This is a genomic window from Hyunsoonleella pacifica (assembly GCF_004310335.1).
Classification (GTDB): domain Bacteria; phylum Bacteroidota; class Bacteroidia; order Flavobacteriales; family Flavobacteriaceae; genus Jejuia; species Jejuia pacifica.
Map to the genome: position 1 here is coordinate 239898 of NZ_SIRS01000004.1, position 26764 is coordinate 266661.

Annotated in this window: 28 protein-coding genes; 14 read left to right on the forward strand and 14 right to left on the reverse strand. The window is 32.5% G+C overall.

Translation table 11 applies throughout. From position 1 onward, the window contains the following. Window position 1: 1 nt before the first annotated feature. The 5 genes from nqrE to EYD46_RS10315 are packed head-to-tail and all read right to left on the reverse strand — an operon-like array spanning window position 2 to window position 4747. Complete coding sequence (gene nqrE / locus EYD46_RS10295) at window positions 2-721, reverse strand: NADH:ubiquinone reductase (Na(+)-transporting) subunit E (protein ID WP_130937011.1); 720 nt, start codon at window positions 719-721, stop codon at window positions 2-4. Window positions 722-773: 52 nt separating this feature from the next. Next, window positions 774-1418, reverse strand: coding sequence for an NADH:ubiquinone reductase (Na(+)-transporting) subunit D (locus EYD46_RS10300; protein ID WP_130937013.1), 645 nt, complete (start codon window positions 1416-1418; stop codon window positions 774-776). 1 nt (window position 1419) lies between these two features. Continuing rightward, on the reverse strand, window positions 1420-2166 hold the full coding sequence (locus EYD46_RS10305; protein WP_130937015.1) for a Na(+)-translocating NADH-quinone reductase subunit C: 747 nt from the start codon (window positions 2164-2166) through the stop codon (window positions 1420-1422). Window positions 2167-2168: 2 nt separating this feature from the next. After that, window positions 2169-3392, reverse strand: coding sequence for an NADH:ubiquinone reductase (Na(+)-transporting) subunit B (locus EYD46_RS10310; RefSeq protein ID WP_130937017.1), 1224 nt, complete (start codon window positions 3390-3392; stop codon window positions 2169-2171). Next, on the reverse strand, window positions 3392-4747 hold the full coding sequence (locus tag EYD46_RS10315) for a Na(+)-translocating NADH-quinone reductase subunit A (RefSeq protein ID WP_130937019.1): 1356 nt from the start codon (window positions 4745-4747) through the stop codon (window positions 3392-3394). The genes EYD46_RS10310 and EYD46_RS10315 overlap by 1 nt, the downstream gene beginning before the upstream one ends. Before the next feature lie 151 nt (window positions 4748-4898). Here EYD46_RS10315 and EYD46_RS10320 point away from each other — a divergent pair, with 151 nt between their 5' ends. From EYD46_RS10320 to EYD46_RS10330, 3 genes are all read left to right on the forward strand, one after another. After that, window positions 4899-6149 carry a type IX secretion system plug protein gene (locus EYD46_RS10320; RefSeq protein ID WP_229731352.1) on the forward strand — a complete coding sequence of 417 codons (1251 nt, stop codon included), beginning with the start codon at window positions 4899-4901 and terminating at the stop codon, window positions 6147-6149. An 84-nt stretch (window positions 6150-6233) separates the two neighbouring features. Beyond that, on the forward strand, window positions 6234-6620 hold the full coding sequence (apaG, locus tag EYD46_RS10325) for a Co2+/Mg2+ efflux protein ApaG (protein ID WP_130937023.1): 387 nt from the start codon (window positions 6234-6236) through the stop codon (window positions 6618-6620). Between the two features lie 617 nt (window positions 6621-7237). Beyond that, window positions 7238-7582 (forward strand): hypothetical protein, encoded by a 345-nt coding sequence (locus EYD46_RS10330; RefSeq protein ID WP_130937024.1) that lies wholly within the window; start codon window positions 7238-7240, stop codon window positions 7580-7582. On the opposite strand, the gene EYD46_RS10335 is transcribed toward EYD46_RS10330, so the two are convergent. Beyond that, on the reverse strand, window positions 7579-8571 hold the full coding sequence (locus EYD46_RS10335) for a DUF6695 family protein (RefSeq protein WP_130937026.1): 993 nt from the start codon (window positions 8569-8571) through the stop codon (window positions 7579-7581). The genes EYD46_RS10330 and EYD46_RS10335 overlap by 4 nt on opposite strands. Beyond that, window positions 8564-9289 carry an NRDE family protein gene (locus EYD46_RS10340; protein ID WP_130937027.1) on the reverse strand — a complete coding sequence of 242 codons (726 nt, stop codon included), beginning with the start codon at window positions 9287-9289 and terminating at the stop codon, window positions 8564-8566. The genes EYD46_RS10335 and EYD46_RS10340 overlap by 8 nt, the downstream gene beginning before the upstream one ends. A gap of 207 nt (window positions 9290-9496) precedes the next feature. Between EYD46_RS10340 and pruA the strand changes: the two genes are divergently transcribed. Beyond that, complete coding sequence (pruA, locus tag EYD46_RS10345) at window positions 9497-11125, forward strand: L-glutamate gamma-semialdehyde dehydrogenase (RefSeq protein WP_130937028.1); 1629 nt, start codon at window positions 9497-9499, stop codon at window positions 11123-11125. 128 nt (window positions 11126-11253) lie between these two features. Here pruA and EYD46_RS10350 read toward each other — a convergent pair whose 3' ends face one another. Then, on the reverse strand, window positions 11254-11940 hold the full coding sequence (locus tag EYD46_RS10350; RefSeq protein WP_130937030.1) for a GNAT family N-acetyltransferase: 687 nt from the start codon (window positions 11938-11940) through the stop codon (window positions 11254-11256). 205 nt (window positions 11941-12145) lie between these two features. On the opposite strand from EYD46_RS10350, the gene EYD46_RS10355 reads away from it, so the two are divergent. The 5 genes from EYD46_RS10355 to EYD46_RS10375 all read left to right on the forward strand — a co-directional run bounded on the left by EYD46_RS10355 (window position 12146) and on the right by EYD46_RS10375 (window position 16868). After that, window positions 12146-12709, forward strand: coding sequence for an HNH endonuclease (locus EYD46_RS10355; protein ID WP_130937032.1), 564 nt, complete (start codon window positions 12146-12148; stop codon window positions 12707-12709). 357 nt (window positions 12710-13066) lie between these two features. After that, window positions 13067-13414 (forward strand): YciI family protein, encoded by a 348-nt coding sequence (locus EYD46_RS10360; protein WP_130937034.1) that lies wholly within the window; start codon window positions 13067-13069, stop codon window positions 13412-13414. Beyond that, complete coding sequence (locus EYD46_RS10365) at window positions 13414-14658, forward strand: RNA polymerase sigma factor (protein WP_130937035.1); 1245 nt, start codon at window positions 13414-13416, stop codon at window positions 14656-14658. The genes EYD46_RS10360 and EYD46_RS10365 overlap by 1 nt, the downstream gene beginning before the upstream one ends. Window positions 14659-14778: 120 nt before the next feature. Further along, the gene (locus EYD46_RS10370; protein ID WP_130937037.1) at window positions 14779-15729 is read left to right on the forward strand and encodes a tetratricopeptide repeat protein; all 951 of its coding nucleotides are present in this window, start codon (window positions 14779-14781) and stop codon (window positions 15727-15729) included. Between the two features lie 155 nt (window positions 15730-15884). After that, window positions 15885-16868 carry a tetratricopeptide repeat protein gene (locus tag EYD46_RS10375; protein ID WP_130937039.1) on the forward strand — a complete coding sequence of 328 codons (984 nt, stop codon included), beginning with the start codon at window positions 15885-15887 and terminating at the stop codon, window positions 16866-16868. Window positions 16869-16963: 95 nt separating this feature from the next. Here the strand turns inward: EYD46_RS10375 and rsmG are convergent, their stop codons facing one another. Further along, the gene (rsmG, locus tag EYD46_RS10380; protein ID WP_130937041.1) at window positions 16964-17593 is read right to left on the reverse strand and encodes a 16S rRNA (guanine(527)-N(7))-methyltransferase RsmG; all 630 of its coding nucleotides are present in this window, start codon (window positions 17591-17593) and stop codon (window positions 16964-16966) included. Window positions 17594-17733: 140 nt separating this feature from the next. Here rsmG and EYD46_RS10385 point away from each other — a divergent pair, with 140 nt between their 5' ends. Together EYD46_RS10385 and EYD46_RS10390 are read left to right on the forward strand one after the other, a co-directional pair. Continuing rightward, complete coding sequence (locus EYD46_RS10385) at window positions 17734-18831, forward strand: fatty acid desaturase family protein (RefSeq protein ID WP_130937043.1); 1098 nt, start codon at window positions 17734-17736, stop codon at window positions 18829-18831. Window positions 18832-18862: 31 nt separating this feature from the next. Continuing rightward, on the forward strand, window positions 18863-20047 hold the full coding sequence (locus EYD46_RS10390; protein ID WP_130937044.1) for a pyridoxal phosphate-dependent aminotransferase: 1185 nt from the start codon (window positions 18863-18865) through the stop codon (window positions 20045-20047). Between the two features lie 54 nt (window positions 20048-20101). On the opposite strand, the gene EYD46_RS10395 is transcribed toward EYD46_RS10390, so the two are convergent. Next, window positions 20102-20365: a hypothetical protein gene (locus EYD46_RS10395; RefSeq protein ID WP_130937045.1), complete on the reverse strand. Its 264-nt coding sequence runs from the start codon at window positions 20363-20365 to the stop codon at window positions 20102-20104. Between the two features lie 4 nt (window positions 20366-20369). Continuing rightward, a complete protein-coding gene (locus EYD46_RS10400; protein ID WP_130937047.1) occupies window positions 20370-20630 on the reverse strand; it encodes a hypothetical protein in 261 nt (86 codons plus the stop codon). A 457-nt stretch (window positions 20631-21087) separates the two neighbouring features. Between EYD46_RS10400 and EYD46_RS10405 the strand changes: the two genes are divergently transcribed. Continuing rightward, entirely contained in the window at window positions 21088-21738 is a 651-nt protein-coding gene (locus tag EYD46_RS10405; RefSeq protein WP_130937048.1) for a response regulator, read from the forward strand. Between the two features lie 6 nt (window positions 21739-21744). On the opposite strand, the gene EYD46_RS10410 is transcribed toward EYD46_RS10405, so the two are convergent. Next, the gene (locus EYD46_RS10410) at window positions 21745-23238 is read right to left on the reverse strand and encodes a TrkH family potassium uptake protein (protein WP_130937050.1); all 1494 of its coding nucleotides are present in this window, start codon (window positions 23236-23238) and stop codon (window positions 21745-21747) included. 15 nt (window positions 23239-23253) lie between these two features. Beyond that, window positions 23254-24603: a Trk system potassium transporter TrkA gene (gene trkA, locus EYD46_RS10415; protein WP_130937052.1), complete on the reverse strand. Its 1350-nt coding sequence runs from the start codon at window positions 24601-24603 to the stop codon at window positions 23254-23256. Between the two features lie 147 nt (window positions 24604-24750). Here trkA and ubiE point away from each other — a divergent pair, with 147 nt between their 5' ends. Next, complete coding sequence (gene ubiE / locus EYD46_RS10420; RefSeq protein WP_130937054.1) at window positions 24751-25476, forward strand: bifunctional demethylmenaquinone methyltransferase/2-methoxy-6-polyprenyl-1,4-benzoquinol methylase UbiE; 726 nt, start codon at window positions 24751-24753, stop codon at window positions 25474-25476. A 2-nt stretch (window positions 25477-25478) separates the two neighbouring features. Then, window positions 25479-26207, forward strand: a complete 729-nt coding sequence (gene porT / locus EYD46_RS10425; protein WP_130937056.1) for a type IX secretion/gliding motility protein PorT/SprT — start codon at window positions 25479-25481, stop codon at window positions 26205-26207. Between the two features lie 13 nt (window positions 26208-26220). Here porT and EYD46_RS10430 read toward each other — a convergent pair whose 3' ends face one another. Continuing rightward, complete coding sequence (locus EYD46_RS10430; protein WP_130937057.1) at window positions 26221-26763, reverse strand: hypothetical protein; 543 nt, start codon at window positions 26761-26763, stop codon at window positions 26221-26223. Between the last annotated feature and the right edge of the window lies 1 nt (window position 26764).

Genomic DNA, 26764 nt, shown 5'->3' on the forward strand with positions numbered 1-26764 from the left:
ACTACTTTATAGTTTTAGTGTTTTCAGCTAATTCTTTAGCCTTTTCAGTTTCAATTTTTATATTTTCTATTGCGGTTTCAGTAGCTGGTTTCTCTTCTTCATCTCCTCCTGTTAGCATTCCACCAAAACTTAAAAACCCAATACCCATTAACCCGGTTATAATAAATGTAATCCCTAAACCTCTTAACGGCGCTGGTACATTACTATATCTTATTTTTTCACGAATTGCAGCAATAGCTAAAATGGCTAGAAACCATCCTATACCAGAAGAAACACCATAATTAAAAGCTAATCCAAGTGTTTCAATCTCACGAGCTTGCATAAATAAAGACCCTCCCAAAATTGCACAGTTTACAGCTATTAATGGTAAAAAGATACCTAATGAATTATATAAAGATGGTGAGAATTTTTCAACGACTATTTCAACAAGTTGAACCATAGTTGCAATAGTTGCAATAAACATGATGAATGATAAGAAACTTAAATCGTAATCTACATATTCATCTCCTAACCAAGACAATGCTCCTGGTTGTAATAAGTATTGATCTAACAACCAGTTTAAAGGTACTGTTATCGCTAATACAAATATTACTGCTGCACCTAGACCTACTGCAGTTGCAACTTTCTTAGAAACGGCAAGGTAAGAGCACATCCCTAAGAATACTGCGAATACCATATTATCAACAAAAATTGATTTGAAAAATAATTCTAAATGTTCCATATTTTTTAATTTTCAGTATTGGCTAGCAGTAAGTACTGCTTACTGTAACTGATTAATCTTCTATTAATGCTTTATTTCTACTACGTTGTACCCAAATAATTAATCCCACAACAATTAAGGCCATTGGTGGCATTAACATAAATCCGTTATTTTCATAACCTATAGAGTATACGCCAGTTTTCTCAATAGGATCTCCTAACACGGGAATTCCGAAAAGCGTCCCAGAACCTAGTAGTTCTCTAAAGAAACCAACTATTAATAAAATAACTGCATACCCAGCAGCATTACCAATACCATCTAAAAATGATTTCCAAGGGCCATTACCTAAAGCAAAAGCTTCAAAACGCCCCATGATAATGCAATTTGTTATAATTAATCCTACGAACACTGCTAACGTTTTACTTAACTCATAAGCAAAAGCTTTTAACACCTGATCTACAATAATTACTAAAGAGGCAACTACGATAAGTTGTACAATAATTCTAATTTTTGAAGGAATGATATTTCTCATTAAAGAGATAACAACATTACCAATACCTAAAACAAAAAGTACCGCAACTCCCATTACCAGAGAAGCTTTTAACTCTGCAGTAATTGCTAGGGCAGAACAAATACCTAATACCTGAATAGTAATTGGGTTATTGTCTGCTAACGGGTCTGTAATTAACTTTGCATCTTTTTTTGAAAGTAGTCCCATATTATTTTAACGTTTTAAAGTAAGGTAAATATAATTTTAAATCTTTCTTAATCATGGCAGTAACACCATCACCAGTAATAGTTGCTCCAGCTAAAGCATCAACTTCATAATCATCTTTTATTTCATTTTTAGGGTCTGCATTTCCTTTAGCTACGGTAATACCTTTAAAGACACCTGCTTCAGTTAATAGCTGTTCTCCCTCAAAATCATCCATAAAATAACGTTGCTTGATATTCGCTCCTAAACCTGGTGTTTCTCCTGCATGATCAAAAAAAGCACCTTGAACTACCATATCTTTATCTAGGGCTACGTATCCCCAAATAGCATCCCATAAACCTTTGCCTCTAATTGGAGCTATATAAAATGTTTTACCATCTTTCTCTCCAACAAATAAAGGTAATCTTCTAATTTCTCCATTTTTGGCTTTTGCTTGTTCTTTCTTAATATCTATTAAATAAGCTTCTTTATCTTCTTTAGCAACACCATTTTCAATTACTAATTGTTTTTTGATGTACTTAGAAAATTCATCTGCCACCACATCTGTACCTACAAAAGTAATATCTCCTGTCCCTTCGTTTCCATTAACACCCATAGCGTATAGAATATTTTGCTGCTTTTCCATACGTTTATTCTCATCAATATTTGGCCTCAAAGATGATGCTGTAAACGCCAATAATGAGCCTACAACCACTACCATGGCTATAGCAAATATTATTGTATACGAATTTTTATCTGTATCCATTGCCATAACTAAGCTGTTTTAACTTTTAAACGTTTCATTCTTTTCTTCACGTTACCTTGTACTACATAGTGATCAATAGTTGGTGCAAATACATTCATTAATAGAATTGCTAAAAATACACCTTCTGGATATGCAGGATTAAATACACGAATCATAATTGAAATAAAACCAATTAAGAAACCGTAAATCCATTTTCCTTTATTTGTTTGAGAGGCTGTAACTGGATCTGTAGCCATATAAACTGCACCAAACAAAATACTACCAATAATTAAATGTTGCCAAAATGGAACACTCATCAACCTGTAGAATTTACTTGATTCTCCAATCCAACCTGCATCAACAACACCGTTGAAAATTAATCCCATAGCTAGAGCTCCTATTAGTGTTGAAACGATAATTCTCCAACTACCAATTTTGGTAAAGATTAAAAATAAAGCTCCTATAATAATTAAGAATTTTGAAGTCTCCCCTACAGAGCCTGGTATTAATCCCCAAAACATGTCCCAATAACTGTAATCAACTGGGTTATTTGCCGCATAGGTACCTAGGATAGTTTCACCTGATATGGCATCTAAGTTCTGACCGGCAGCAATCATTTGGTCACGTTCAACAGCACCATGTACCCAAACTTTATCTCCAGACATCCAAGTTGGATAGGCAAAGAATAAAAATGCTCTAATAGTTAATGCTGGATTGAGAATATTCATTCCTGTACCTCCAAATACCTCTTTACCGATAACCACTCCAAAAATTACAGCAACAGCCAACATCCATAATGGGATATCCACTGGAACTATAAGCGGTACTAACATACCTGTAACTAAGTAGCCTTCTTCAACTTCATGCCCTTTGATTATAGCAAATATGAACTCTACTGCTAAACCAACACCATAGGATACAACTACTAGTGGTAGGACTTTCCAAAGACCAATAACAAGGTTATCCCAAGTCCAAAATGAAGTTCCTAAAAACCCATTAGCAGACTCTATTAATCCTTGCGCTAGATAATGCTGATAACCAGCATTAAACATACCAAATATCAAACATGGCACTAAAGCCATTATTACAGTATTCATAGTACGCTTTAAATCATCAGCTACCTTAATATGAGTTCCATTATGAGTAGTTTCATTGGGCATATATAAAAATGTGAAGAGAGCATTAAACCCTGGCAACCATTTTTTATCCCTATTTTTTTCCTTAAAATTGTGTAAATTTTCTTTTAAACCCATTATCCTATCTCTTTAAGCATTAAGTCTAAACCTTCTCTTATAATTTTTTGATGTGGTTGTTTTGAAACACATACAAATTCTGTTAAAGCAAAATCTTCTGGAGCAACCTCATACATTCCTAATGCTTCCATTTCATCTAAATCCCGATACATACAAGCTTTAAGGATTTGCATCGGAAATATATCTAAAGGGAAAACTTCTTCATAAGTCCCCGTAGTTACAAAAGCCCTGTGTTCTCCATTAGTATTAGTATTTAAATCATACTTTTTCTTAGAGTTTAACCAAGAAAAAGTTAATGCTCTTGAAGTAGAAACTTTATTAAAAATTGGTTTGTTCCAACCAAAAAATTCATAATCGTCCCCTTCTGGAATAATAGAAATTACATTACTGTAATAATCTAAATAACCATCAGGTTTAATTTCTTTTCCAGACAAAACATTTCCAGAAATTATTCTAGCATTCGCATCTTTTTCAACACCTTTATCATAAATCATTGTAGCCACTTCACTACCTAATTTTGTTTTAAAATAACGAGGTGCTTTTACTTGAGATCCTGCCAACGCTACTATACGTTCTGCATTAAATTTACCCGTTAGCAATAATTCTCCAATAATAACTAAATCTTGCGCATTAACAGTCCAAACAATCTCCCCTTTATTTACAGGATCTACTTTGTTTATAAGTGTACCAACATTTCCAGAAGGATGCGGACCAGATACTTTGTGTATAGTAACTCCTGATAAACCAACAAGTGGCGAATTAGATGTTTTTCCTACCGACACGTGTACTTGCCCCTCAGTTAATTTTCCTAATGCAATAACTGCAGCTTGTAACTCAGCTTCTTTTCCTTGTAATGTAAAGTCTAAATCAGCTGCTAAAGGTGCACTGGCATATCCAGAAATAAAAATAGCTTTTGGAGCTTTTTCCGTACTAGCAATAACATCATAAGGTCTTTGCTTTACAAATGGCCATAATCCACTTGCTAATAAATGAGCCTTAACCTCTTCTGAAGTTGCAGCATCTACATCAAACTTACCATTATCTTGGTAAGTTTGCGTTTTATCAGCTTTAATCTTTACTTCTAAAATTTTACGTTTGGCACCACGAGAGATTTCAATTACCTCTCCAGAAACTGGAGAAACAAATTTGATGTCTTCACTAGATTTATCGTAAAATACAGCTTCTCCTGCTTTTACTTGTGTACCAACTTTAGAAATTAATTTAGGAATTACGCCATGGAAGTCTTCAGGTCTTAAAACATAAAAGTTACTTAAAACCGCTGTATCAGTAGTTTTTTCGGCTTCACCTTTAAGTTTAATATCTAGACCTTTCTTAATGCGAATGTCGTTTGACATATTTTCTTTGTTGAAATTAGTTGTCTAAAAAATCGGTGCAAAAATACGAACTAAAATACAGTTACCACAAAAATTTAATAGAAATTTATAAGTATTAACTTCTGTAAAGTTTTGGGCATCAAATTTGATTATATTTACAAAAATGAAAATAATGCACAGTAAATTTCCCTTTCTTATTGGAGCGTTTTTAATTTGCTTAAACCTTCAGGCTCAAATACAAGAAGTAAATCCTCCTGATTACATCAAATCTATTACTTTTAAAAGCACAAGTAGTGATTTGGGAGAATTACCAATTTTAAAATTAGGCGAAAGATTTTATTTAGAATTTGACGCACTTGTAACCAATGAACCCGACTTTTACTATAAAATTGAGCATTATGATTATGATTGGACAGAATCTGTTTTAGTGCGTACAGAATTTTTATTGGGTGTAGATAACTTTAGAATTCAAGATTATCGTAATTCGTTTAATACCTTTCAAATATACTCGCATTACAGGTTAACAATACCTAACGAACAAACAAGAGCATTACTTGTCTCAGGCAACTACCTCATCTCAATTTTTGATAGAGATGACAATTTAGTATTCTCAAGAAAATTGATGGTTTATGAAGACATTGTAACGCCAGGAATTAGCATTAAACGCTCACGTGATGTGAAAACAATTGATGACACACAAACTGTAGATATCGAAATTTCTACAACATCTCAAATTAACAATCCTCTACAAACCATAAAGACACTCATCATACAAAACAGAAACTTAAATACAGCTATAAAAGATATTAAACCTCAATACACAATTGGTAATAAATTAATTTACCGTTATGTAAACGAAACTGCGTTTCCTGGCGGAAACGAATACCTGTTTTTTGAGACTAAAGACTTAAGAGCTGCAGCTATGGGAATACAATATATAGAGCTCAACGATATTTACCACAGTTATTTATTTACCAATCAATCTAGGGCAGAATTACCATATACCTATAATCCAGATATTAATGGTCAATTTAAAATAACTGCTATAGATCGTGACGATGTTTCAGTGGAAGCAGATTATGTTGAAGTACACTTTTCGCTATCCTATCCAGAATTACTAAATGGCGAAAATATTTATATATATGGTAATTACAACAACTATGCCTTAGAGGATTACAACAAAATGGTGTATTACCCAGAAGGCAAAATCTACAAAGCCCATTTTAAACTAAAACAAGGGTTTTACAATTATAAATATGTTGTAGTTAATGCTGATGGCACTTTAGATGAAGGACGCATAAGCGGTAACTTTTGGCAAACCGAAAACAACTATAAAGTATTAGTGTATTATCGCGATTTAGGTGCCAGATATGACCAAATTATAGGTTTTAATGAAGTTTCATCGATAAATATTACCAATTAGTCCCTATTTAACGCTTTTTTAGACTTTCAAATTTTAAAAATCCTTATTTTAGCATTGTAAAAGTATTGTATATCAATCCTTAACATGGTTCAACAGGTAACAAAAGGCATAAAAATTTCGGTAGAAACCAATTTTGAAGGTACATTTTATAAAAATTATAAAATACAGTATGCTTTTGGGTACACCATTACCATTACAAACCAAAGCAAAGACTCTGTACAGTTATATGCCCGCCATTGGGAAATTCTAGATGCCTTAAATAATATTGAAACTGTAACAGGAGAAGGTATTGTTGGTAAAAAACCTGTACTTAAACCTGGTGAATCACATACATATACTTCAGGTTGTTTGCTTACCTCACCTTTTGGTGCTATGCAGGGCCATTACAACATGATAAACTTTACCACCACTAAAAAGTTTTTGGTTACCATACCAACATTTAAATTAAGCGCCCCATTCGCTATTAACTAGGGCGTTACCACAAGGGTCGGGCTTTCACTACTCAATCCCTCCTACGTCGGGGATTTCAAACATGCCGTTCAATCCCTAACGCGGAAGAAAATTTTGGTTTTCTATTCCACATTTAACATATTTTAAATTAATACCTATTTTTACTTTCAATCAAGAAAACTATTATAGCTTTTGGAAGGTTTATTTACAGCTTCGAATTCTAAACATTTTCTACTACTAATTATTATAGTTGGCGCAGCTTTTCTAACAACCTCTTATGTGACTTGGCATAAAAATATAGAATTCACAAAATTCTATCCAATGCTATTATTGCTTTTTTAATAATTTATCTGCCCTTATTAGATTACTGGTCATTTTGGAAAACTTCATGGTTCTGGCCATCAGATTTTTATCATGCGAGCGGAAATATTTTATCTTATGATGACAATATTCAATTTGGGCACTATCCAATAGCCCAAATTGTATTTAATACCTTATCTATTTCATCAAGTTTTTTATTTCTATTTACAACTATCCTATTTATAAAAAACACCAACTTAAAACAACCCAACATAAACAAATTATTTAATTGGATACCACTTGTCAACAGTTTTTCCCTTGGTTACCAAATAAATAAAATGATAAATCAAAAATGGACAAACAAAGTACTCTTAGCATTTTGGGCATTTTTTTCATTTTTATTTATATGCTACAGGTTTATTGCTGGTTGGTTATATTTTGTAGGGTTTGACAGCATAACTTTTATAGACAAAATATTATTTCCTCATGCAGAAAGTCATACTGAAGAAAACAACAATTACGACATTGGCTATACCTATGTTGCAGATATTATCAGTGTAGTAACCCCACCTTTAAAGTACATCAGTGGAATTTTAACTTTACTTGTATTAATTGTAATTAAAAAAAATACTGAGTCTGAATTAGATTCTGAAATATCTAAAATTGGAAAAAACTATACTTAGTGTAACACATTAAACCTAAACACTTGCTCTCCTTGCTTCACATGAATAAATTTACAATTAGAGTAATGCACAAATTCATAAGGTAAGTCATAATTAAAAGAAGTGTCATCAACCCTAAATGCCGCATCACAATCTACGTTCCCATAAGGAGAAATTCGCCTAAACCTATACGTATTATCATCTCCATTATTATAAAGCTCAAACCAAGCCCCTGCTGCTATACCAGATAACCATTGTGCATGATCTGCTTTTTCATTATTATATTTGGGTTTTAATGTACCTACAAGGTTTACTTTATGAGCTTTAAGCCTATCTAAAAAGTAGCGTATATTTTCACTCTTCTGTGACCCTTTAAATTCTGATATCACGCCTGTCTCAGACACCTCACACACATAGTTTTCAGTATCAGCTAAAAGCACATTCCCCACTGTACTTGGAGTAAACCATTTTGATTTTTCAAGTGCTTTCTTAATCAACATGTCATTCACTGAAGCAATCAAACTATCAGTCACAAAACGTGCACAATTACAAGCATTTTTTATAAAAGCAGCATAGCGGATAAAATGCTTATTTTGCATTTCGGTAATATGCGCTCTTGCTTTTTGATAATCCACAGCATTACACACTGAAGCCACCAATTTACCATCACCATGAGTCAACTTAGGGTGGGTTCCCAAAAACTTTAAAACTTCATCTAGGTTTTTTATTTCGTCATTTTCAATTTTCGCCACTAATGGAAAATCCAATTCGTTATCAGTATCTTTTCCACGTACACGGCCATTGGGTTCTGGTGTAATATAACGACCAAAATCATGATACTCTAAAACACCTGTAGACTTATCAATTAAAACTAATGCCGCATGTCCAGCACGTAAATAGTTTTTCTTACCAATACCTAAATACCTTAAAAAGGGAGAATACCACTCATCAGCAACCATAACAATAGTTTCTGGATAAGCCATAGTTATAATAATGCCTGTATTACCCATTAACCGTTTGTGGAGTATTAAAAGTAGTGGACGTCTTTTTGTTATTTATAAAATTCTCATAATGCATCGTCACACTACCTGCATTTTTTTCTATTTGTGTAATACTAGTTGTTTTCACAAACCCTCTATCCATAACAACACCATAATCTTCATTACCCGCTCCAGCTGTTTTATGAAACTCTAAAATAGTATCAGAATTAAGAATATGTTCTAATTTATAATCCACAAACCATTGTTGTCTTTCAGCTCGCATGCCTTCATCATATAACGTAGAAGATGACCACATTTTTGGTTCTAAAGGAAGTTCTTCAAAATATTTCTTAACCCCATCCCAAACTAATTCGTAAAACTTTAATGTAGTATTCCAATCAGCGATAACAATAGTAAAAGGCTCAATACCATCAAAATTATAAACATCAACTAACTCCTCAATGGAATCAGCAGCCATAAATTGTTTTGCTAAAACCCCTCTACTCAGTCGATAAGCTGTTTTGCTTTCATGAATTGCAAAACCACCATTTAACACACAAATCACTCGTTTTTTTTCACTAACACCAATCCATGTCCCTCCAGACAATTCGTCTTTAGGAAATAAAACTTCAGTATCATCAACAGAATAAAACTCTGGAGCTAAAGACACTCTATTGGGTGACTCGTCTCGATTTGAGGTTAAAATAAAATCGTTATCACTCTTAGGAATAATTGTAACTGTACACATAAAACAGTAGTCTCTTATAGAACAGCCAACTTACAAAAAATAAATAAAAAGTAAATCAAACTAAGGCACATAAAATTATAACCAAAAAGCAACTCTATTTTAAAAATTTAACGCGATTTTAAGGTATTCATGTAACACTTTGTAATTTAATAATTCTTAAATTTGTAGTCAATTCACTGAAAATTTTTTATCAAAAACCAATAAATTATGGGAAAAGGATTTTTTAATGTACCTGTTGCAGTTAACGAACCCGTAAAATCTTATGCTCCTGGAACTCCAGAACGTGATGCTGTTTTAGAAGCTTACCAAACAATGTACAACAGCACAGTAGATGTACCTCTTTATATTGGTGGTAAAAATATTACCACTGGAAACACAAGAACCATGTCGCCACCTCACAACCATCAACATGTGGTTGGCACTTATCATTTAGCAGAACAAAAACATATTGATGATGCCATTATAACTGCCTTAGAAGCTAGAAAAACATGGAGCAACATTCCATGGGAACAACGTGCTGGCATCTTTTTAAAAGCTGCAGAACTTATTGCGGGCCCATATCGTACAAAAATTAATGCAGCTACAATGATAGCGCAATCTAAAACCATACACCAAGCTGAAATTGATGCTGCTTGTGAGTTGATAGATTTTTTACGTTTTAACGTACAATTCATGGCAGATATTTACATGGAACAACCTGAAAGTACAAGTGATGCTTGGAACCGTGTAGAATATAGACCTCTAGAAGGGTTTACTTATGCTGTAACACCGTTTAACTTTACAGCCATAGCTGGCAATTTACCAGCATGCATGGCATTAATGGGTAATGTAGTGGTATGGAAGCCCAGTGATAGCCAAGTATATTCTGCAAAAGTAATAATGGATGTTTTTGAAGAAGCTGGTGTGCCTCCTGGAGTAATAAATGTAGTTTTTGGAGATCCTGTTATGATTACGAATACAGTTTTGGCAAGTCCAGATTTTTCAGGTTTACATTTTACAGGGTCTACATTTGTATTTAAAGAACTCTGGAAACAAATAGGAAACAACATTCACAATTATAAAACCTATCCAAAAATTGTTGGAGAAACTGGGGGTAAAGATTTTATTATTGCTCACAAATCAGCTAATCCTAAACAGGTAGCTACAGCAATTTCTAGAGGTGCTTTTGAATTTCAAGGACAAAAATGTAGTGCCGCCTCAAGAGCTTATATACCTAAAAGCATTTGGAATGATGTTAAAAACTTTGTGATTGAAGACGTAAAATCCTTTAAAATGGGGTCTCCTGAGGACATGACTAATTTTATTACTGCTGTAATCCACGAAGGGTCTTTTGATAAATTGGCAAAATATATTGACCAAGCAAAATCAGATACAGATGTAGAAGTCTTGATTGGTGGTAATTACGACAAAAGCAAAGGGTATTTTATTGCCCCTACAGTTTTAGTCACTACAAACCCAAAATACTCTACCATGTGTACAGAGTTATTTGGTCCAGTAATTACAATTTATGTTTATGAAGATGACACTTACGCAGAAACTTTAAAGCTCGTTGACGAAACTAGCGAATATGCGTTAACAGGTGCTATTCTAGCAAAAGACAGGTATGCAATTACACAAGCTACCGAAGCATTACAAAACAGTGCTGGTAACTTCTACATTAACGACAAGCCAACTGGTGCTGTTGTAGGACAACAACCTTTTGGTGGGGCCAGAGCTTCTGGAACAAACGATAAAGCGGGTAGTGCACAAAATCTTTTAAGATGGGTATCTCCTAGACTGATAAAAGAAACATTTGTAACACCTGCGGATTATAGGTATCCGTTTTTGGGAGAATAATCCAAATCCTGTATTTACAGAAATTTTATAAAAGCTTAATATTATAAATATCCGCAAGGTTTCAATAGCCTTGCGGAAATACTAGTTCTTATACCTCGATTTTTCTTACAAAAAATCAATTTACCTCATTACTTTCTACTGAAATACCACCAATTCATATCTCTAGTTAGCTGAAATCCTAAAGATTGGTACAAACGAATAGCGGGATTACCTTTAGTAGTATGTAAAATAGGATGTTTTCCTGATTTTATAATTTCTTTAGTGGCATGAGCAGTAAGTTGTTTAGCTAAACCTTGTCGAGTATACCTAGGATGTGTTACCACACCACTTACTTCAATAAAACTATTAGTTTGCATGCGTTGCCCAGATATAGATACTAATTTTCCATCTTTAAAAATACCATAGTAATTCCCCATATAAAATGTTCTTTTTTGGTAATACCCTGGCATAACAAGCCATATTAAATCATAAATTTCTTTAATATGTGTTTCAGTTAATGGCACTATGGTTTCTGTAACATCTACATCAATTAAGGTGTTCAATACCATTTGACAGCCTTCCATTTTTTTATTCAATACTACAAGTGTTTCATCAAAAGTTGGAATTTCTTTTTCAGAGACAAGAAAAAAATCCTTGGTTAATCTAGAATATGCTGTTAGTGCTTTTTTAGTTTTAGTAGCATTTGTGAAGGCTCCAAACGGGCATATTTCTGGATTATAAAACTGCACTTCATCATACACCTTAGAAAACTTCTGGTGTGTTTCATGCAATGCATACCAAACAGGGTTTTCTAATGTTTGTTGAAAATGGCTCATTTATAAAACTTGAGTTTCAAATGTAATTTGAAAATTTGAGTTTTTTTGAAAATTTCAGATTGGTTTAGATTACTGACTTTGATTTTATCAGAAAAATTAACGAAATTGGTTTAATATTGGATATAAATCATTAAAAACAAGGTGCATATACAAAAAATTAATTACAATTTTAACAAACTAAAAATGACTTTCAGAATTTAAAAATATGGCTGTATATAATACATATTCTGACTCTGCAAATACAGCAGTTAGGGCTTTATTAACCAAAATTGGAGAGTATTATCTTCAAAGACCATTCAATACCGGCTCAGGGAAAGGAAAAAAAGATTGGGAGAAAATTAGAGATATATATTTTAATGGAAAATGTTCTTATTGCGAAAGAGGAGAATTAAAACTACAGATAGAACATTTAATAATGTTTAACAGAACTGAATATGGATTGCATCATCCTGGAAATATAGCGCCAGTTTGTAACGACTGTAATAAGAGAAGAAAAAATAAAAACAAAAATTATCTTGATTGGCAAGGGCAATTAAAACAGATTTGCAAAGAACGTAATGAATTAGATTTTTTTGAGACTAGAAAAAAAAAGATACTATACCATATTAATGAAAGTGAATATAAATACCCTACTCTCTCTGAAGCAGAAAAACATTCAATTCGTGTAATTGCTAATTCTCTATATGAAAATATCAAAACAGAAAGCGAAAAATCTTTAAACCTATATAAGGAACTAGATAAAGCTTTTGTGAATAATAATAAACTGTAGCTGATAATATAAAATTAAAGACATCTTTGATAAATCAAAATTAACACCTATGAGAACCCTTGACCTACGAACAGGTAAGAGTTAAAAGGAGTCAATATCTAACTTAACACGACTTCAAACTTTAAACTAAACTCTAGCAAGCACTCCCTGCATTAAGGATTGAAGCATTTTTGAAGCTCCCCGACACAGGAGGGAGCGACTGCCGAAAGCCTGCCGGCAGGCAGGCCTGATCCGACCTAAGGAGGGTAACTCCAAAAAAATATAATTATACTCCTTAATTAATTATTTTTGAAAAAAGTTGTCCCCTTTTACTTTTTGGCAACCGTCTTACTGATATAAACTTTAAAATTTACAATTATGAAAGAATTTATGATGATTTTTATTGGAGCCGATTACACCGCTTTAGGTCTGTCGCCTGAGGATTTACAAAACCGTATGGGTAAGTGGTTTGCCTGGAATGATAAAATGACACAGGCTGGTATTGTACACCATGGTGATGCCTTAACGCCGCAAGTGCGTCGTATTTCTGGTGCCAATAGAACGGTTACTGATTTAACTTCGGCAGAGGTTAAAGAAATTGTAGGAGGTTATTATGTGGTTAAAGCTAACAACTTTGACGATGTACAGGAAATTGCCAAGGACTACCCTGATTACGATTTGGGAGGCACGGTAGAAATTCGTGAAATTATGGTATTTGACCAATAATGAGTTCTAACCTAATAGACCATCTTTTTCGCCACCATAGCGGAAAGATGGTCTCTGTTTTAACTAGAATTTTTGGGCTTAAACATCTTGACATTATTGAGGATGCTGTACAGGATACTTTTATTAAGGCTAGTATAAGTTGGAGAAACCAACAACCAGAACACCCTGAAGCATGGTTGACCCAGGCCGCCAAAAACAGGGTTCTTGATATTTTTAGAAAGCTAAAAACAGAGCAAAAACACCTACCTAACATCAATCAAGGAACGGACGCCATTGCTATAAACGATCTGTTTTTAGACTCTGAGATAGAGGATGCACAACTGCGTATGATTTTTACTGCATGCCACCCTAGCTTAGATCCTCGAGACCGTATTTCTTTTGCTCTAAAAACAGTATCTGGCTTTAGTATTAAAGAAATTGCCTCTGCATTGTTAACCAAAGAAGAAACCGTAAAAAAACGACTATCTAGAGCCAGAAAAACAATTAAACAGGCAGATATTAAATTTAAAATTCCACAAGGAAAATCTTTAGCCTACAGACTGGAGAGCGTCATGGAAGTACTATATCTTATTTTTAATGAGGGGTTTCATTCCAACAAAAAAGAGATCTTGATTAGACAAGAATTATGTACAGAGGCTTTACGTTTATCGCAAATGCTTTTAAAAAAAGAACTAACTAGAACTCCCGAAACTTATGCTCTTTGTGCCTTAATGTGTTTTCATGCTGCTAGAATTGACAGTAAAACCAATGCTGACAATGAGTTACTAGATTTAAAACATCAAGATCGTAGTAAATGGCATTTTCCTTTACTTCAATTAGGTAATTCTATGATGTATAAAGCAGTAGAAACAGAAGAGTTTTCTTGCTACCACTACGAAGCTGCTATTGCTGCTGAGCATTTAAAAGCCAGAACTTTTGAGGATACCGATTGGAAAAAAATTCTACATTGGTATCAATGCCTACATGCACTACAGCCTATGCCTTCTCACTTACTTACCATAGCAGTAATATGTTTACAAACTAAAGATTACAAACTAGCAAAATCCTACTTAGCTAAATTAAAACCTGAGGATTTTGAACAACGATCCTACCTATATTATGGTGCATTAGCTGACTTATATGCTGCTATGTCTAATACCAAAGAAGCTTTAAAATATATTAACCTAGCTCTAGATTTTGTGACTAACGATTTAGAAAAAGCTTTTTTAGAAAAGAAAAAACAAAATTTACAATCAAAAAACTAAAAGTAATAATGTTGTCTTTAAAATTTCATTAGTTTTATACATCAATTATCGTGGAATAGTTTTTGATACTTTACTAGCATTAAAAACAATACCCATTAAGAATTGACGTTTTTTATAAGTATGAAAAAGACACTACTATTTTTACTTTTTGTGCCATTATTAAGTTTTGGGCAGGCTACAAAATTCGTAAGGCAAGCTTTAAGACTTAACGATCCAAAAGCGCAAATAGAACTACTAAATCAGGCTTTAGAAATTGATAATAAACATTTAGATGCCCTATTTTACAGGGGTATTGCTAAGTATAATCTAGAAGATTTTAATGGTGCTATTTTAGATTTTACCAAAATAATTTTCTTCGAACCTGATGCTGATAGTTATTATAATCGTGGTAACTGCAAGTTTAATTTACAAGATTTTGACGGCGCTTTGTTTGATTACGAAAAAGCTATAGCTCTGGATCCAGACTTAATAGGTGCTTATTTTAATTTAGGAAACACTAAATTTAGTCTAGAGGATTACAAGGGTGCTGTTGAGGATTTTTCTAAAGTGATACGATTTTTTCCTAATGATTATAAAGCTTACAGCCAGCGTGCTTTAGCTTATATGGAATTGAAAAACTACAAATTAGCATTTAAAGATTTTGGTGCTTGTATTTTAATTAGACCAAACAGCAGATCGTATTATAATCGCGGGTATGCTTTATTAGAAATTAATTATTACAAAGAAGCCAAAAATGATTTTTTAAAGGCTGTAAAATTAAATTCAAATAACGCACCTGCATATTTTTATTTAGGGGTAAGTCATTTTTTATTGGGAGAGTTTCAACAAGCCATTGAAAACTTGTCTATTGCTACACTCAAAGACAATATGGACTATGATGCGCATTTTGGATTAGCAATAGCTTACCATCACATAGGAGATCTGGAAAAAGCTAAGCTAAGTTTTAAGCGTGCAAAAAATCTTTTAGGAGCCAGAGGCGATAATGCAGTTTCTGCCTTTAAAGACACCTATTGGGAGGTTAACGAAAAGCAAGTTTTTAGAGAGTTATTCCACAAACTAAATAAATTGTAATACTACGTAAAAGGCTCAAATACCTAAATTTCTCTTAAAACTAGTACTTAAAGTATCTTTATTTCGTATTTTTAGTACAAAAGCACCTAAACATTAGGTGTCTATATAATTACTTTGTTGTGTATTTATTTTTTAAATATTTTATTCTTATTGCTATGAATAAACGATTTTATACATACATATTTTTAATTTCCTTTTTTCTTTTTCCATTAATTATTATTGGGCAATCACAAAAATTGGTAAGACAGGGAAAAAAAATTACTGATCCAAAACAAAAAATAGAAATTTTCACAAAAGCTATCGAGGTAGATGATAAAAATTTAGATGCCTACTTTTACCGTGGTTTAGCGAAATACGATTTACAAAATTATTGGAGCTCTATATTAGACTTTACAAAAATAATATTCTCAAAACCTGATGCAGATACATTTTACAACCGTGGAAATGCAAAATATGCTTTGGGTGACTTTGAAGGTGCTTATGAGGATTATGTGATGGCAATTCAATATAATCGAGATTTTTTTCAAGCTTATTATAATTTGGGAATGGCCCAATTTAATTTACATAAGTACAAACAAGCTGTACAATCTTTTATTTTTTTATTAAAGTACTTCCCTGATGATGTAAATACTAACATTCAACTAGGTTTATCTCTTACAGAGCTTAAGCAAAAAGAATTAGCTATTCTATTCCTTAATAAAAGTATAAGTTTAGAACCTAATAGTGATACGTATCACAATAGAGGTATTGCTTATCTTAATATGAAAGATTTTAAAAAAGCAGCTGCAGATTTTAAAAAAGCTATTAACCTAGATAAAACCAATGACTCCGCTTATTTTTATCTTGGTATAGCACAACTTTTTGACAGAAACTATACCGCTGCTGTAAAAAGCTTTGAAGACACACTCTCTTTTAACTCAATAGACCATGAAACTCTTGTTGCTCTAGCTGTAGCAAATTATCACTCAGAAAACTATGATAAAGCTAAACATTGTTTCAAAAAAGCAAAAAACATATTAGCTGCTGAAAATGAATTTCATAAATACAAGAATGATATTTCGCTTTTTAAAGAAACATCTTGGAGTATAGATGAGGGGTATATTTTTGAAAGTTATGTTGAAAGATTAAATTCCCTATAGCCAATATTAAACATTTACCAATTGCACACTTTCCTTAAACAACTAATTAGGATAATTTTAGAGTTGATTTTGAGTAAATTAAATTATAGAAATTCCTAACTTTTAAACTTCTGAGGTAAATGGACTAACTTTTTAGTATCGAAAAAATCTTCTTCAAAGTAATTACTTAAATTGTGGATTTTAGCAGTGGTATAGTCTTTCAATTCTTCGGTTAAGTCTCCTCCTTTAAGATATAAAATACCATTCTTTAATTCATTTTTTTGACTTTTAGCTATTTTACCTTTTGTCCAATGCACAAAAGTAGGCATTGCAGCTACTGCGCGACTTACTATAAAATCGTAAGTTTCATCTATCTCCTCCACCCTAGTGTGAGTTGTTTTAACATTGGTTAACCCTAATCCTTCTACAACTTCATTTACTACCTTAAGCTTTTTAGCAATACTATCTACCAAATGAAAATGACAATTTGGAAACATAATTGCTAATGGAATTCCAGGAAAACCTCCTCCTGTACCTACATCCATAATCTGCGTACCATCTTTAAATGATATAAATTTTGCAATAGCCAAAGAGTGTAATACGTGGCGTAAATACAATTCGTCAATATCTTTTCGAGACACTACATTTATTTTTAAATTCCAGTCTTTATACAAACTTTCAAGATTCTGGAATTGAGAGATTTGGTCTTTTGACAGATTAGGAAAATATTTAGAAATTAATTCCATTAATGTTAAATTTTGAACAAAAATAGAATATTCACGTACATTTTTTTACATCAAAACGTTCTTTGTTGCACATATTAATATTTATCTTTGCCTTTCGTATTTAAGATTATTTTATACGAACTGATTAAACTAGCATTATTATGAATAAGCAAGCCCTTTCATTTTCAAGAAAAGACCCTGCAAAATTTTTTAAAACGCTAAACAAACGCGTTAACGAGTATTTTAAAGAAAATAATCTTAAACGTACAGGCAACTGGAAACTATATGCTAAGGCTATAGTTATGTTTTCCTTATTAATTGTTCCTGTAGTTTTAATTTTTACTATTGAAAGTTTACCAGGTTGGGCACAGATATTAGGGATGATAATTGTTGGCATTGGTATGGCTGGTGTAGGTATGAATGTAATGCACGACGCAAACCATGGCTCTTTTTCCAGTAAAAAATGGGTAAACAAGCTAATGGGAAGCAGCATCTATATTTTAGCTGGTAATGATTACAACTGGAAAGTACAACATAATGTACTACACCACACTTACACGAATATTCAAGGACATGATGAAGATATTGATGCTGGTAGAATAATCAGATTCTCTAAACATGCTAAATGGTATAGTTTTCATAAATATCAAAGATTTTATGCTTTTTTCCTATATGGATTATTAACGGCTAATTGGGCAATTACTACCGATTTTACTCAAACATACCGTTATTTAAAAAGAAAGCTGGCTTATGGTAAAATGCCTAATCCTGCAACACAATGGACTAAACTAATTATTGGAAAAATTGTTTACTACTCTATTTGGGTTGTTCTACCCCTAGCTTTAGGGTTTAAATGGTGGGAAGTTTTAATTGGTTTCCTAATAATGCACTATACAGCAGGTATTATTTTAAGTGTTATATTTCAATTAGCACACGTTATGCCTAATACTGAAATGCCGCTTCCTGATGAACAGGGTAATATGAAAAATACTTGGGCAATTCACCAACTATTTACAACATCAAACTTTTCTCCTAAAAGTTGGTTTGTAGAATTTTATACTGGAGGTTTAAATAGACAGGTTGAGCATCACTTATTCTCTCATATAAGCCATATTCATTATAACAAATTAGCTAAAATAGTTAAAGACACAGCACAAGAGTTTAGCTTACCTTACAACGAGTATAATACGTTTTGGCAAGCTGTGGCAGAACATTACAATCAATTAAAAACTCTAGGGCAAAAACCTAGCTTAGCTTAATTACAATATTTACCGATCAAAATAAATTAAAATGCAATTATTATCAGATAGAATTTTAAACATGTCTACATCTGCCACCTTAGCTATGGCGGCAAAAGCTAGAGAGTTAAGAGGAGAAGGAAAAGACATTATAGGCTTAAGCCTTGGCGAACCAGATTTTAAGGTTCCAGATTTTATTCGTGAAGCTGCTATTCAGGCAGTAAATGACGGCTATAACTCATATACACCAGTTGATGGTTATGGAGAATTAAAAGATGCTGTGATTAAAAAATTTAAGCGTGATAATAATTTAACCTACACGCCATCACAAATAGTAGTATCTACAGGAGCTAAACAATGTTTAGCTAATGTTGCTGGAGTTATGTTAAATGAGGGAGATGAAGTAATATTGCCGTGTCCTTACTGGGTAAGTTATTCTGATATCGTAAAATTAAATGATGGTATTCCTGTTGAAGTAAAAACTTCAATTGATACTGACTTTAAAATGACTGCTGACCAGTTAGAAGCAGCTATTACACCAAAAACTAAAATGATGTGGTTTAGTTCTCCTTGTAACCCGAGTGGATCGGTTTATAGTAAAGAAGAATTACAAGCATTGGTTGAAGTTTTAGCAAAGCACCCAAACATTTATGTAGTTTCAGATGAGATTTACGAGCATATAAACTATGGAAAAGGTCACACCAGTATTGCTAGTTTTCCTGAAATGTATGATAGAACCATTACTGTAAACGGAGTGTCTAAAGCTTTTGCTATGACTGGTTGGCGAATTGGTTTTATTGGTGCTCCTGAGAAAATTGCTAGAGCCTGTAATAAACTACAAGGTCAAACAACAAGTGGTGCTAACTGTATTGCACAACGTGCTGTTATTACCGCTTTAAATGAAGACCCGTCATCTGTAAAATTCATGATTGATGAGTTTAAAGTACGTCGTGATTTAATTTTAGATTTGTTAAGCAATATTGAAGGTTTTAAATCAAATACACCAGATGGTGCATTTTATGTATTTCCTGATGTAACACATTTCTTTGGAAAAACCTTAAAAGGACATAAAATAAATAATGCAACTGATTTTTCTTTATTTTTACTAGAAGAAGCTTTAGTTGCTACAGTTACAGGAGATGCTTTTGGAAACCCTAATTGTATTAGAATTTCTTACGCTGCTTCTCAAGAACAAATTATTGAAGCTATTAAACGTATTGAAGCTGCAGTGAGTTAAAAACACATTTTCATTACATAAATTGAAAGCCGCCATGAGCGGCTTTTTTCATTATCAAAACAATAATATTAGACACAGTAAAGCTGTTACTCCAATTACAAAAAGAATGAAAAATAATTTCACATTTTTAAGTCTATTTTCTTTTTGAATGCTTTCTCTAATTTCCTTTAGTTGTTGAGGAGTAGCTTCGGGAAAATCAAATTGGTTTTTACCAGACCACTCAAATCCTCCCAAAGTCTTTTTAAAATGTTTAGACTTATCAGTCATAATAGTCTTATTATTCTTTAGAGTCGTTTGAAATGATTCTGCAAATGGCATAAAATTATAATAAAGTGAATAGTAAAATAAATAGCACTATCAAGGTACAAAAAACTATAATCCTTCTTGATTGGGACTTTCTATTTTGCTCCTGAATTTTATCTCTTACCTCTTGTATTTGTTCTTCAGTGGCCTCAGGAAAATCCTTTAATTCGATACCAGCATAACTTCCACCTAATCCTTTCTTTTCTTTTCGTTTTGATAGTTGACCTCTATTAGTCTTTAAGGAACTATTTGCTGCCATCATTGAACCTTCTCCTCCCATAATAAGTCAAATTACTGTTTAATCATAAGTAGTGTTTAAATAGAAAAAGTTACACTTTTGATATATTACGTCACTTTATTTTTAATTTAAGAAAATACTTTCACAATTCCCGTTTTAAAAAACATACGTTTTGAGGCTTATCTTTGGAATGACTCACAGTTTATTGAGTAAACTAATATTAATGACAAAAATCACAAATCACTCACATTTAATGGATTAAAAAAGGCTGCAATAAAAATATAGCAGCCCTAGTGTTGATTATGTATTGTTAATGAGTAAAAATTGAAAGCCCATGACTCAAAAAACAATATACAAATAACCGAGTTTAAAATCTATCTACAATGTGGTTTTTCCACATATTTTTCCTACGTACATGAAACACCGAGAAACTATTTATACTTTTAGGATTTAAATTTTATTTTAATACTACTTACCTAAAATACTGCGATTTATATCCATGAAAAGGCTGAATTTATTGATAATTGAGGATCATAAAATAATAGCTCGTGCCTATAAAAATATTTTGAATGAAATAGAAGATTATGAATTTTGTATAAATTTTGCCCAAAACTGTGATGAAGCTGTCGAACAGATATCAAGTGTTGAAAATGATATCGTTATACTAGATTTACAATTACCTACATCAGAAAATAATAAATTTCTTAGTGGAGAAGATTTAGGGCTTTTAATTAGAAAAAAGACTCCTAAAACAAAAATTATCATTCTTACTTCAATTACGAATCAAATAAGAGTTCTCAACATTGTCAAAGAAATAAATCCTGAGGGATATATGATAAAATCTGATGTTGATGTTAAAGATTTTAAAGATTCAATTCATAGTGTTTTACAAAGCAAGTACTTTTATAGCAAAACGATAAAAAAAACAACAGAAGTCATTAACTACAAAGGAGTTACTATTGATGATTTTGACCGACAAATATTATATCATTTATCTATGGGTGAAAAAACTAAAGACCTTTATAAGTATATTCCATTATCAACGAGAGCTATAGAAGTTAGAAAAACCAAACTAAAAACACTTCTTGATATAAACAAAGACAATAATTTTAACTTAGTAAAAGCGGCAAAAAAACTGGGGTTTATTTGATATAATTTATCTATTTCTCCAGAAAAAAGGTGTAAATAAGACTAAAACAGTAAATAATTCCAATCGTCCTATAAGCATTAAAAAAGAAGCCCACCATTGCGCTAATGGAGGTAAAGCAGCATAATTATTTACAGGACCAAAATCTCCCAACGCAGGACCTACATTACCTAGACTAGATGCGGCTAAACCTATAGCTGAAGAAAAATCCATTTGAAACATAGAGAATACTAAAGCTCCAATAATAAAAGAAAGCATATACAAAATAAAGAATGCCAATATATTAAAGACAATATCTCCAGAAATAGCTTTCATATTATAGCGTACAGGCAATATGGCACTAGGGTGTAATGCTCTTTTAAACTCTAGAAAACCATTTTTAATTAATAATAAATGTCTTACTACTTTTACACCGCCAGAAGTACTTCCTGCTGAGCCCCCTAAAAACATCAAACCAAAAAAGAAAACTACCAAAAATGGAGTCCACAGCGTATAATCTGCAGTTACGAAACCTGTAGTAGTGATAATAGCTAGAACTTGAAACAGCGCATGCCTTACTGCACTCTCTCCTTCTCCCCATACCATGGGATGCGCTATAGAAGAAACTGAGACATCTGCTTTAAAATAAATTAACAAAGCAGCTATTGTTGTAAATATAGCGATGAACTTGAAATAAAGCTTAAACTCCTCATCATGCAATACTTTTTGTACCTTTCCTTTAAAAGCAAAATAGCTTAATACGAAATTAGTTCCTGCCAAAAACATAAAAAGGATGATAATATATTGAATGATGGGTTGCCCATTCCAATATGCTACGCTAGCATTTTTTGTAGAAAAACCTCCTGTTGACACTGTACAGAGTGCATGATTTATAGCATCAAAAAAAGACATCCCTGCAACACTTAACAGAATAGTTTCTGCAGCTGTATATCCAAAGTAAATCAACCACAATCGTTTAGCAGTATCTGTAATTCTTGGGTGCAATTTATCTGCACTTGGCCCTGGGGCTTCTGCTGCAAACATTTGCATACCTCCTATACCTAAAAGCGGAAGAATGGCAATAGCTAAAACAATAATACCCATTCCTCCTATCCAATGCGTTAAACTGCGCCAAAACAGAATACCTTCAGGCATAGCTTCAATATCATTTAAAATAGATGCACCTGTAGTGGTATACCCAGACATGGTTTCGAAAAACGCATTAGTAAAACTTGGTATACTACCAGTAATTACATAAGGTAATGTACCTGTTAGCGCCATTATTATCCAACCAAAGGCTACAACAATATAACCTTCGCGCTTATTCATTTCTTTGTTATGCTTTCTAGTAAATAACATAGCAAAACCGCCAAGTGCAAGGGTAACTAATGCTGCGATAAGAAGGTTTAACGTTACACCATCTTTGTACAAAAGACTTACTAATGTTGAAAGCAACATAAACCCTCCATTAAATAAAATGAGGAGCCCTAAAAAATGAAAAATAATTTTATAATTGAGTTTCATCAAAGTAAGTTCTTCTTATAAGAATAGTTTTTCCACACCTTTTATAGAACGTAATAAACTACAAACCACAACCTTATCTCCTTCTTGTATTTTAAAATCGCCTAACGCAATATAACCTATATTACCTCGAATAACGCCCCCTATAATAGCAGAACGTGGAAAATCTATATTCTTTATCAACTTATTGCAAATAGCAGACCTAGATTTCACTTCAAACTCTAATAGCTCAGCATTCATATTACTAAGCTTTGTCATAGCTACAACCTCACCTTTTCTTATGTATCTAAAAATACTATTCGCAGCTAGAAGCTTCTTATTTATCAAAGTATCAATTCCTATGGAATGAGACAACTCAAAATAATCCATATTCTCAACAAGAGCTATAGATTTTTTTACACCTTTAGATTTTGCTACCAAACAAGACATAATATTGGTTTCAGAATTATCTCCTACAGCAATAAAAGCATCCATATCTCCTATACTCTCTTCATCTAAAACATCTACCTTTCTACCATCACTCTTAATTACTAAAACATTTGGTAACTGATCTGCAATATCAAATGCACGCTCCTTATCCCCCTCTAAAAGCTTAATATTAAAGCCTTTATCACTTAAATCTTTTGCTGCTTTAAAACCAATTTCTGTTCCTCCCAATATCATCACACTTTTGATATCAGTATTGGTTTTCCCTGTTAATCTACATAATTCTTCTGCTCCTCCTTCTGAAGTGATAAAAACTACATTATCGCCTTCTTTAAAAATTGTATCTCCTCTTGGAATAAGCGTATACTGTGTACCTTGGCGCTGTATAGCAATAGGTATAAAATGAATTTCTGGAAATATTTTAGCTGCTTCTTTAACATTTTTACCTACAAAAGAAGCTTCTTTTGATAATGTTAAGCCCGCCATAGTTAAGGCACCTTCTTCAAATTCATAAGTATCACTAAAAGATGATTGTCTTAAGGATAATTCAATCTCTGAAGCCGCTAAAGCTTCTGGCGATATAAGTTCATCAATACCAAATCGAGTAAAGCCAATTTCTTCTTTATTACTAATAAATTCATTATTAGATATTCTAGCAATAGTACGCTTGGCTCCTAATTGTTTTGCTAGAACGCAAACTGTAATATTTGTAGTCTCTGATGCTGTAACTCCTATTAGTAAATCACAAACATCTACATTGGCTTCTCGTAAAATTCCTATTGAAGTAGCATCTCCACGAATTACTTTAATATCTAAATGAGTATCAGCATAACTTAAACTCTCTTTATCAATATCTATTAAAGTGATTTCCTGAGATTCGTAGGACAATAATTTCGCCAAATGAAATCCAACCTCACCAGCTCCAGCAATTATTATTTTCATTCTGTAATAATCATAAAAAGTAGCACAAAGATACTATAAAATAAATATCAGTACTCTAAATTACTGCAATAACATTACGCTCTGTTTAAACATAAGCTTCTAGGTAAAAATCATTTAAATATGTAAGTTTGCCAAAAAAATAGCGATTTGTCTAAAATTAAACCTTATAAGGATAGTAATCAAACTAAAAAGGAACAGGTTACTAAAATGTTTGACACTATTTCTGATAATTATGATGGGTTAAACCGTGTAATTTCATTTGGAATAGATGTAAAATGGCGAAAAAAAGTTGTAAAATTAGTTGATGCACAAAATGCAAAAAGCGTTTTAGATATTGCTACAGGAACAGGCGATTTAGCAATTGCTATGGCAAATACTAAAGCTGAAAAAATTATTGGTTTAGACATTAGCTCTGGTATGCTAGAGGTTGGAAAACAAAAAATTAACACAAAAGGCTTATCTGATAAAATTGAAATGGTATTAGGCGATTCTGAAAACATGCCTTTTGAAGACAACACTTTTGATGCTATTACTGTAGCCTTTGGTGTAAGAAATTTTGAGAATTTACAAAAAGGACTTAAAGATATTCTTAGAGTATTAAAACCGGGAGGCGTTTTTGTTATTCTTGAAACCTCAATCCCTACAAAGACTCCTTACAAACAGGGCTATAATTTTTATACCAAAAATATTTTACCTCTAATTGGCAGGATTTTTTCTAAAGACAGAAGTGCATATAAATATTTATGCGAATCAGCTTCAGCTTTTCCTTATGGCGAGGCTTTAAACAATATTTTACGAGAAATTGGGTTTATTAATGTTGAAGATTTTCCTCAAACTTTAGGGGTAGCAACAATTTATAAATCATCAAAGTAATTATGAGACAAATTTTAATTGGTTTTGTTTTTCTTATATCTTTTCAAACAACTCAAGCACAGCTGTTTAAAAAAGAGAAAATCACTTATGATGCAAATCAAGGTCGTGGTACTACCGATTTCAAATTTTTGCGTTGGGGTTATTTTTTAGGTATTAACAACTACGATTTTAATTTTGACTATAATCAAGACCTACGTGATATTTATGTAAAAACCAGCCCTGGTTTTAGTGTAGGTTTAATAGGTAATATGAGGGTAAATAGTTTTCTTGATTTAAGACTTGAACCAGGACTTTTTATTACTACAAGAGAGTTGTTTTATAGTGAAGAATATTTCCAGGGTGTAGATTTTAAAGAGTCTGACTTATCTCGTGAAGTAAAATCCACATACATACATGTACCTTTACTTTTAAAAATATCTACCAAACGTATAAATAATTTTAAACCTTTTATTATAGGAGGTTTTTCTACCGCCATAAATTTATCGAGTAACGAAAACAACCCTGATGATAATAGCAAAGGGCAATTTAGAACCAAAAGCAGTCCTTTATTTTACGAATTAGGTTTTGGTATTGATTTTTATCTCTATAATTTTAAATTCACTCCTTCTATTCGTGGTCTTTTTGGAATGGGAGATGAACTGGTAAGGGATAATGATCCTAATAGCCCGTGGACAAGCAATATTACCAGAATGCAAACTAGAGGTATTTTCATCAACTTTACATTCCAGTAAACAGATATTATTTTTAATTGATTTTAGTAATTCTAAAATTAAGTGTGGTTTCAGAGGATGCTCCAGTTTGATTTAACCAAATACTATAATCTCCAGCAGGTAATGCACCAGTAAATCCTTGTGCTCCATTTAAATTTCCCATACTAGCTAAAATATCATTACCTCTATTTGCAACACCATATACCAATCCTCCTAATAAATCACTAGCGCCAGTACTGGCTGCATCCGTTTGAAATGTATTTCCATTTACAATACCAATAAACCCTGCATCGTCAGATGATTGGTAATCTTCAACAATTATTTGAGTCAATTCATATCCTGAAGGTACTGTAAATGTAAAGTAATCCACATCACTTGAAGATTGTGTTGTTGTAACAGTATTTTGTCCACCCACAAATCCAAGTACTGTGGGAGTAGTATTTGTATTAGCCAGATCTCCATTTAAATTCTCATTATAATCAAAATTTTGTTCTGGTGGATCTACCGTAATATCATCATCGTTATTACATGCTGTGGTTAAAACTATGCCTAAGGCTAGTAAAAGAATCTTTTTCATT

Coding starts and splice junctions, on each gene's coding strand:
- EYD46_RS10430 (WP_130937057.1), bottom strand. CDS start 26,763: ATGAAAAAGATTCTTTTACTAGCCTTAGGCATAGTTTTAACCACAGCA.
- EYD46_RS10305 (WP_130937015.1), bottom strand. CDS start 2,166: ATGGCAATGGATACAGATAAAAATTCGTATACAATAATATTTGCTATA.
- EYD46_RS10315 (WP_130937019.1), bottom strand. CDS start 4,747: ATGTCAAACGACATTCGCATTAAGAAAGGTCTAGATATTAAACTTAAA.
- EYD46_RS10320 (WP_229731352.1), top strand. CDS start 4,899: ATGCACAGTAAATTTCCCTTTCTTATTGGAGCGTTTTTAATTTGCTTA.
- trkA (WP_130937052.1), bottom strand. CDS start 24,603: ATGAAAATAATAATTGCTGGAGCTGGTGAGGTTGGATTTCATTTGGCG.
- EYD46_RS10405 (WP_130937048.1), top strand. CDS start 21,088: ATGAAAAGGCTGAATTTATTGATAATTGAGGATCATAAAATAATAGCT.
- EYD46_RS10395 (WP_130937045.1), bottom strand. CDS start 20,365: ATGCCATTTGCAGAATCATTTCAAACGACTCTAAAGAATAATAAGACT.
- EYD46_RS10370 (WP_130937037.1), top strand. CDS start 14,779: ATGAAAAAGACACTACTATTTTTACTTTTTGTGCCATTATTAAGTTTT.
- EYD46_RS10300 (WP_130937013.1), bottom strand. CDS start 1,418: ATGGGACTACTTTCAAAAAAAGATGCAAAGTTAATTACAGACCCGTTA.
- nqrE (WP_130937011.1), bottom strand. CDS start 721: ATGGAACATTTAGAATTATTTTTCAAATCAATTTTTGTTGATAATATG.
- EYD46_RS10375 (WP_130937039.1), top strand. CDS start 15,885: ATGAATAAACGATTTTATACATACATATTTTTAATTTCCTTTTTTCTT.
- rsmG (WP_130937041.1), bottom strand. CDS start 17,593: ATGGAATTAATTTCTAAATATTTTCCTAATCTGTCAAAAGACCAAATC.
- EYD46_RS10410 (WP_130937050.1), bottom strand. CDS start 23,238: ATGAAACTCAATTATAAAATTATTTTTCATTTTTTAGGGCTCCTCATT.
- EYD46_RS10360 (WP_130937034.1), top strand. CDS start 13,067: ATGAAAGAATTTATGATGATTTTTATTGGAGCCGATTACACCGCTTTA.
- apaG (WP_130937023.1), top strand. CDS start 6,234: ATGGTTCAACAGGTAACAAAAGGCATAAAAATTTCGGTAGAAACCAAT.
- EYD46_RS10350 (WP_130937030.1), bottom strand. CDS start 11,940: ATGAGCCATTTTCAACAAACATTAGAAAACCCTGTTTGGTATGCATTG.
- EYD46_RS10365 (WP_130937035.1), top strand. CDS start 13,414: ATGAGTTCTAACCTAATAGACCATCTTTTTCGCCACCATAGCGGAAAG.
- EYD46_RS10400 (WP_130937047.1), bottom strand. CDS start 20,630: ATGGGAGGAGAAGGTTCAATGATGGCAGCAAATAGTTCCTTAAAGACT.
- EYD46_RS10390 (WP_130937044.1), top strand. CDS start 18,863: ATGCAATTATTATCAGATAGAATTTTAAACATGTCTACATCTGCCACC.
- EYD46_RS10385 (WP_130937043.1), top strand. CDS start 17,734: ATGAATAAGCAAGCCCTTTCATTTTCAAGAAAAGACCCTGCAAAATTT.
- porT (WP_130937056.1), top strand. CDS start 25,479: ATGAGACAAATTTTAATTGGTTTTGTTTTTCTTATATCTTTTCAAACA.
- EYD46_RS10310 (WP_130937017.1), bottom strand. CDS start 3,392: ATGGGTTTAAAAGAAAATTTACACAATTTTAAGGAAAAAAATAGGGAT.
- EYD46_RS10330 (WP_130937024.1), top strand. CDS start 7,238: ATGATAAATCAAAAATGGACAAACAAAGTACTCTTAGCATTTTGGGCA.
- pruA (WP_130937028.1), top strand. CDS start 9,497: ATGGGAAAAGGATTTTTTAATGTACCTGTTGCAGTTAACGAACCCGTA.
- EYD46_RS10335 (WP_130937026.1), bottom strand. CDS start 8,571: ATGGGTAATACAGGCATTATTATAACTATGGCTTATCCAGAAACTATT.
- EYD46_RS10340 (WP_130937027.1), bottom strand. CDS start 9,289: ATGTGTACAGTTACAATTATTCCTAAGAGTGATAACGATTTTATTTTA.
- EYD46_RS10355 (WP_130937032.1), top strand. CDS start 12,146: ATGGCTGTATATAATACATATTCTGACTCTGCAAATACAGCAGTTAGG.